Source organism: Candidatus Stygibacter australis (genome assembly GCA_030765845.1).
Lineage (GTDB): Bacteria > Cloacimonadota > Cloacimonadia > Cloacimonadales > TCS61 > Stygibacter > Stygibacter australis.
Map to the genome: position 1 here is coordinate 1 of JAVCDJ010000065.1, position 6,428 is coordinate 6,428.

The window sequence follows — 6,428 nt, forward strand, 5'->3', positions numbered from 1 at the left end:
ACCTGAACGATATCATTATGGACACCCATAACCGGGCATTCACACTTAAAATCAGTAATAAGCTTGATCCTGCCTTTCTGAAAAGCGAAATCAAGAAGTTTAATGCTTTTCAGGATAGAATCTTTGAGATTGAAATTATCAGCTATCTTGAGCTTAAAGAAATCCTGGAAATCATTGATAGTATCTGACATATACATGATCTGATCCATCACGATCTCAACCTGCTGATTGATAAATTCATCATTGAGTTCATCAAAAGACCAGGCATCCTGAAAAGATTGCACCATAACACCAATGGTATTAAGGGGCTGGCGCCATTGATGTGAGATAAGGGAGAGCATTTCGCCCATAACTGCCATACGAGACTGGCTGGAAAGCAGATCATCCTGCTGATTAATTTTAGTGGTAGAGATTTGAAATTCTTTTTGCAGGTTTTCATAATTCTCGCGCTGCTCAACGAGAGAATTTTTAAGAGTTTCAATTTGTTCTGACATGGCTTTATTTTCGACATCAAGTTTTCGAGACTGTTTTTTATAAATTTTAGTTTTATATTTCGCTTCCATTTCAGAAAGTTTTTCCTTATTAACTTCCTGATCAAGTTCACTTGTAAGAATAATAACCTCTTTAAGATATTCCGTAGCTTTCTGAAAATCTCCTCTTTTCTCCCAATATTTTGCCATTGCTTCAAAAGTAACTTTCTGGTTCCATTTCAGGTTATGTTCCAGGGCGATCTTAAGTGCCTCGGTGAGGAATTTCTCCGCCTGCTCAAATTTCTGCATATCAATCAGAGCAGATCCGATAGAACTACAGGTATAGCTGTGTCCTTTGGGATCACTGATTTTCTTCTGAATTTCATAGGATTCATTATAATAAGCAATTGACTTATCAAGCTCTCCCAATTTTTGATATACAAGACCAATATTGTATTTTGAATTTGCCAGGTTGGTGAGAAGATTGTTTTCCTGGAAATAGTCTGATGCCTGCTGGTATAATTTCAAGGCAGTTTTATACTTTTTCTTATTATAATTAATCGTACCCATATTCTGGAGCATTACCTGTCGGGAAGGATGATTGATCTTAGTTGCCTGATCAAGGGCAAGCTGAAAATAATTAAGTGCTTCGTCTTCATTTCCCATGTGCTGCTGACACATGCCAAGATTATTATAACAGCTTATGAGATTGACTGAATCCTTAATATTCGAGAGCTTTGAAATTAAATTCCAGAGCAAGAGCAGGATTTTCAGATTTAAAAGCTATTCTGCCTTTAATATTATAGGCAGTTCCCAGAATCCCATAATTCTTATATTTAGTAGCATACTGGATCATTTCATTTGATATGCGTCTGGCAGAATCAAAATATGACATATAGAAATAGGCATAGGCAATGCTGACAAGAGTTTTAACTTCTGCTTCAGGATCACCAATTTCCTGAGCAATTATGCGAGCTTGTTGAGCCAGGTGAAGGCTTTTTTCCATATCAGATTGTCTGAGAAATTGAGAATATTGTACAAGAGCTTTGATCTTATCAATTCCCTGACTGTTTTGAATTTTTGTTTTTAATTCTGCTTCTTTCATATTATACCTTCAGGACGTCTTATACTTTGTATAACCTATGAACTGCATCTCACAGATTATGAGGTCATATTTGCTAAATGGATATTACTGGCAATAAAAAAATCAATCTGGATGCAAAGTATCAGCTTCGATTTTAGATCGACCATTGCGAAGGTATCAGCTTATACATGGCTCCGGTTCGACAAGCCATTCGCAAGGTCAAAGATAGTAGAAAATTGAACATTTCCAAGGTTAGGAAAATAAAGTAGATAATACTGCTTGACATGAGATAGCATCTAACTACTTTTCAAAGTATTGGATAAATACAAGTTAAATTGATAATTAACAAGATTAGTTTGATTTATTTTATTAAATCCTCAAAAAAGGTTTTCTATATGGGAGAATTGTAATGTCTAAAAAGAAGCCAGTTTCGAAAAGTGCTGATATTAAGCATTAAGGCAACCTTCAGGAAGTTTCCAATCGTGGGGATTGGTGCCTCAGCAGGCGGATTGGAGGCAATCAAGGAAAAGGATGGAATCGTACTGGTGCAAAGTCCTGATTCTACCAAATTTGCTGGAATGCCAGAGTGTGGCCTGGAAACAGTAATTGCCGATATTGAAACCCCGGCGGAGGGATTACCGGTCAGGCTTATCAATTTTCTAAATCATATCCCTGTATTAAAAAAGAAAAGGATTGGCTGAATTGGACAAAGGAGATGAAATGAAAGAAGATAATAAATCCTTAGGGCAAAAAAACAGCTGGCAGAAAGCAGAAGAATTGCTGGTGGAAATAAAGGCAAAAAAAAAACATTTAGGGTTTCCTAAAACAACGAAGAAATTGATCCATGAGCTGGAAGTGCACCAGATAGAACTGAAAATGCAGAATGAAGAGCTTGTCCAGGCAAGATTTGAGGCGCAGAAAGCAAGTAATAAATATGAAGAACTATATGATTTTGCTCCATCGATGTACTTGACTCTTTCACGAGATGGTATAATAAAAGAGTTGAACTTCAATGCAGCCCGAATATTACGGAAAGAGAGAGCAAATTTAATAAATATCAGATTTGGAATATATGTGTCTTTAGCAACTAGACCTGTTTTTGAGCAGTTTTTGAATAAGGCATTCAACAGCAATGCCAAAGAGACCTGTGTATTGGTTCTGGAAGTTAATGATTCTTCCATCAAGAATGTTCATTTAAGTGGAATAGTGAAGGAAGACAGTGAGCAGTGCTTAGTAATTATGATTGATACTACGGAAAGCATACAGTCGGCAAAGGAACTTAGGGAAAGTGAAAGCCGGTATCACAGCTTGTTTGAGAATAGTCCTATCCCACTCTGGGAAATGGATTATTCCAGGATTTTCAGAAAGCTGGCAGATTTAAAGAATACCGGAACATTTGATATTGCGAAATACTTAACTGATAATCCTCAGAAATTGATTAGATATGCCCTTTTGATAAAAGTCCTGGATGTCAATAAAGAAGCGATAAAGCTGTTTAAGGCAGAATCACGAGAAATACTAATGAAATCTTATATGGAAATCTTCACGGAGTTAACAGTTCCGGTGTTTATCGATTCTCTGAAAAGTATTATGGAAGGGAAGAACATTTTCGAATCGGAGGTAATTCTGCAAACATTACAGAAAGAAAGGCTGGTGTGTCTTTCGAAGTGGTCTGGAGAAGGTACACAAGTGATAATCTCAACTCAGAATATCACTGCCCGTAAGCAGGCAGAAAAAGAGCTGGATAATTATCGGGAAAACCTGGAAAGTACCATCGAAGCCAGAACAAAAGAGTTGGGAGACAGGAACACTGAACTGCAAAATTTCAACAGAGTTTTCGTTGGCAGAGAATTTCGCATCAAGGAATTAAGAGACAAGGTGAAAGAGCTGGAGGAAAAATTAGGGATAGTGAGATAATAGCTTCTTTTAACTTTGTTATAACATCAATATTGCAGAAATTATAATTTTAATGAAGACTATTCAATAGTTTTTATTTGATATATGTATAGATACTGAAATTGACCCTTCTAAAACCTTCGCATGGTCGATAGACCTCCGCAATGGCTGACCGAGCTGAACAAAATATTAACAATTTTAAATGGTATAATGGTATAGATTTATAAATTCTATCCTCTGACCAACCATTGCGGAGTCTATCGACCATTCGCAAGTTCAAAGATGGTAGTAAATGAATAGTCTCAATTTCTGGGGGGATGCGTGATTTGGGAGAAAGAGCTTGACAATTGTGAGGATTTTAAATTTGTATTAATTACAAAGTTGGAGATAAAATGAATAATGCAAAGAGAATTTTGGAAGATAATGGAATAAGTCCCTCACTGCAAAGAGTGATAATTTTGCGGCATTTATTAGTGCAGTATAATCATCCGAGTTCAGAGGAGGTATATCAGGCATTGATCCAGGAGATACCGACTTTATCAAAGACGACGATCTATAACACCTTAAAGCTGTTTTCCCAGAAGGGAATAATCAAACAGATAGCGATATATGGTAATGAGTTACATTATGAGACCCAGCCTGGATTTCATGCCCATTTTCTCTGTGAAAAGTGTGGAAAAATATTTGATTTCGATCAGCCAGAGGAAGCGGACTTTGCCAAAGAATTTGAAGGGCATTTGATCAAGTCAAAGGAAGTGATCTATAAAGGGATTTGCCGGGATTGCCGGGTGAGTTAATGCCAGAATTACCTGAAGTTGAGACCGTAGTACGGGGATTGAGAGAGAAATTAACTGGTAGAGAGATAGATTCGATCATCAGTTATCGTGAAGGTACAGTAATTGATGAGAGAAGCGAAGAAAGAGATTATGGCAACATCATTGGGATACATCGAAAAGGAAAATATATATTAATAGATACTGACAGTAATACAACAATAATGATCCATCTAAGAATGACAGGAAAGCTGGTTTTTGATCAACCTGCTGAGGAATCACATCATTGTCGGGCAGAAATGAAGTTTACTGATCAAACAAATCTGATTTTTGATGATGTTCGCACCTTTGGTAAGATCAATATCCTGGATAAGGGGAGTGAAGAAATGAAGCTGTCCTTTTTGGGGATTGAACCCTTCGATAAGGGATTTGATGTGGAATATCTGCAGAAGAAGTTATCTGGAAGGAAAGCACCAATAAAGAATATACTTCTGGACCAAAGTGTGATTGCCGGATTAGGGAATATTTATGTACTGGAAATACTTCATCGGGCCAAAATATCACCATTACGAAAAAGCAGCGATATAAAAAAGCGTGAGATAGCAGCAATAATACATGAAACGAAAGAAGTATTGAGGGAAGCGATCTCAAAGAATGGAACGACAATATCAGATTTTCGTAGAGTTGATGATAAAACGGGTGAATTCCAAAAATTCTTAAGGGTATATGGAAAGCATTATTGCAAATGTAAGAGTGAGATATTACGAGTGAAACAGGCTGGTCGGACATCCTATTATTGTCCTGTGTGTCAGAAATAAATAAAAAAATTGCATATATAATAAAATAATTATACTATAAATAGGGAGGCTAAATGAAAGCAGTAAAGATCAAAGATAATGTTTACTGGGTTGGAGCAGTAGATTGGAATTTGCGGAATTTTCATGGATATTTGACTCAGAGAGGGTCAACCTATAATTCCTATTTGATCATTGATGAGAAAGTTACTTTGATTGATAATGTGAAATCTTATTTATTTGAAGAACAACTTGAGCGGATAAAATCTGTGATTGACCCTGCGAGGATAGATATTATCATTCAAAATCATATAGAAATGGATCATTCCGGTAGTTTACCACTATTAAAGGAATATTGCCCAAAAGCAGAGATATATGCAACAGCCAAGGGTGCTGAAGGATTAAACCGTCATTTCAAGAAGAACTGGCAGATAAATACCGTAACTGGTGGATCAACCCTAAAATTAGGTAAACGAGAGATAGCATTTGTACCTACTCCGATGGTGCATTGGCCAGATAATATGGTGAGTTATTCAGGATATGACAAGATACTATTTTCTAATGATGCTTTTGGTCAGCATATAGCTTCCCAGGAGCGTTTTGATTATGAATATTCCATGGGGATAATAGAAGAGGAAGCAGCTAAATATTATGCAAACATCGTATTACCTTATGGTGCTCAGGTTGTGAAAGCGCTTAAGGTGGCTGCGGAACTTGATATTGAATGGATATTGCCAAGCCATGGTTTGATCTGGCATGATCACATACCCAGGTTAATGGAATTATATGACAAATGGGCAAATAACCGGACAGTAAATAAAGCACTTATAATGTATGACAGCATGTGGGGCTCTACGGAAAAGATGGCAAAAATGATCCGAGAAACTTTTGAAGAGAGTGGAGTAATAGCAGAATTTTATAATCTTCAGAAAACCCATATGTCTGATTTGATGACTAAAATACTGGATGCGCGATACATTTGTTTGGGTTCACCCACTTTGAATAATAATATTCTGCCGACAATGGCAGCCTTCCTAACATATTTCAAGGGATTGGCACCAAAGGGTAGGATAGGACTTGCATTTGGTTCTTATGGCTGGGGTGGTCAAAGTATTCCAATTTTGGATAGTGCTTTGGAGGAAATGAAGTTTGAAAGACTGAGTTCTATTAAAATGAAGTTCATTCCAGACGAATCTGAACTGGAATCTGCCTCCGAGAAGTTGAAAAATGAAATTGAGCAATTTAAATGAAAACAGGAGAAAGTAATGAGTGAAATTAAGTTAAAAGGAAATATAATCCATACAAGTGGAGATATGATACCAATCGGTTTAGCAGCTCCCGAATTCAAGCTAACCAGAAATGATCTGAGCGATGTAGCACTTGCAGAATTTAAAAGTAGTCGAGTGATATT

7 protein-coding genes are annotated in these 6,428 nt (G+C 36.8%); 5 read left to right on the forward strand and 2 right to left on the reverse strand.

Annotated elements, in window-relative coordinates:
* Positions 1 to 1,151 (reverse strand): tetratricopeptide repeat protein (locus tag RAO94_04015; protein ID MDP8321499.1); only part of this gene is annotated, 1,151 nt, incomplete at its 3' end.
* Between the two features lie 40 nt (positions 1,152 to 1,191).
* Positions 1,192 to 1,575, reverse strand: coding sequence for a hypothetical protein (locus RAO94_04020; protein MDP8321500.1), 384 nt, complete (start codon positions 1,573 to 1,575; stop codon positions 1,192 to 1,194).
* 416 nt (positions 1,576 to 1,991) lie between these two features.
* Here RAO94_04020 and RAO94_04025 point away from each other — a divergent pair, with 416 nt between their 5' ends.
* The 5 genes from RAO94_04025 to RAO94_04045 all read left to right on the forward strand — a co-directional run bounded on the left by RAO94_04025 (position 1,992) and on the right by RAO94_04045 (position 6,267).
* On the forward strand, positions 1,992 to 2,255 hold the full coding sequence (locus RAO94_04025; GenBank protein MDP8321501.1) for a chemotaxis protein CheB: 264 nt from the start codon (positions 1,992 to 1,994) through the stop codon (positions 2,253 to 2,255).
* Positions 2,256 to 2,274: 19 nt separating this feature from the next.
* Positions 2,275 to 3,471, forward strand: a complete 1,197-nt coding sequence (locus RAO94_04030) for a hypothetical protein (protein MDP8321502.1) — start codon at positions 2,275 to 2,277, stop codon at positions 3,469 to 3,471.
* A 371-nt stretch (positions 3,472 to 3,842) separates the two neighbouring features.
* Positions 3,843 to 4,247: a Fur family transcriptional regulator gene (locus RAO94_04035; protein ID MDP8321503.1), complete on the forward strand. Its 405-nt coding sequence runs from the start codon at positions 3,843 to 3,845 to the stop codon at positions 4,245 to 4,247.
* The gene (mutM, locus tag RAO94_04040; GenBank protein MDP8321504.1) at positions 4,247 to 5,041 is read left to right on the forward strand and encodes a bifunctional DNA-formamidopyrimidine glycosylase/DNA-(apurinic or apyrimidinic site) lyase; all 795 of its coding nucleotides are present in this window, start codon (positions 4,247 to 4,249) and stop codon (positions 5,039 to 5,041) included. Before RAO94_04035 ends, mutM begins: the two co-directional genes overlap by 1 nt.
* A gap of 53 nt (positions 5,042 to 5,094) precedes the next feature.
* Complete coding sequence (locus RAO94_04045) at positions 5,095 to 6,267, forward strand: FprA family A-type flavoprotein (GenBank protein ID MDP8321505.1); 1,173 nt, start codon at positions 5,095 to 5,097, stop codon at positions 6,265 to 6,267.
* Positions 6,268 to 6,428 lie beyond the last annotated feature (161 nt).

What these genes read in the sequence shown, in the direction of transcription:
- mutM (MDP8321504.1), top strand. Translation starts at nt 4,247, where the DNA reads ATGCCAGAATTACCTGAAGTTGAGACCGTAGTACGGGGATTGAGAGAG.
- RAO94_04045 (MDP8321505.1), top strand. Translation starts at nt 5,095, where the DNA reads ATGAAAGCAGTAAAGATCAAAGATAATGTTTACTGGGTTGGAGCAGTA.
- RAO94_04035 (MDP8321503.1), top strand. Translation starts at nt 3,843, where the DNA reads ATGAATAATGCAAAGAGAATTTTGGAAGATAATGGAATAAGTCCCTCA.
- RAO94_04030 (MDP8321502.1), top strand. Translation starts at nt 2,275, where the DNA reads ATGAAAGAAGATAATAAATCCTTAGGGCAAAAAAACAGCTGGCAGAAA.
- RAO94_04020 (MDP8321500.1), bottom strand. Translation starts at nt 1,575, where the DNA reads ATGAAAGAAGCAGAATTAAAAACAAAAATTCAAAACAGTCAGGGAATT.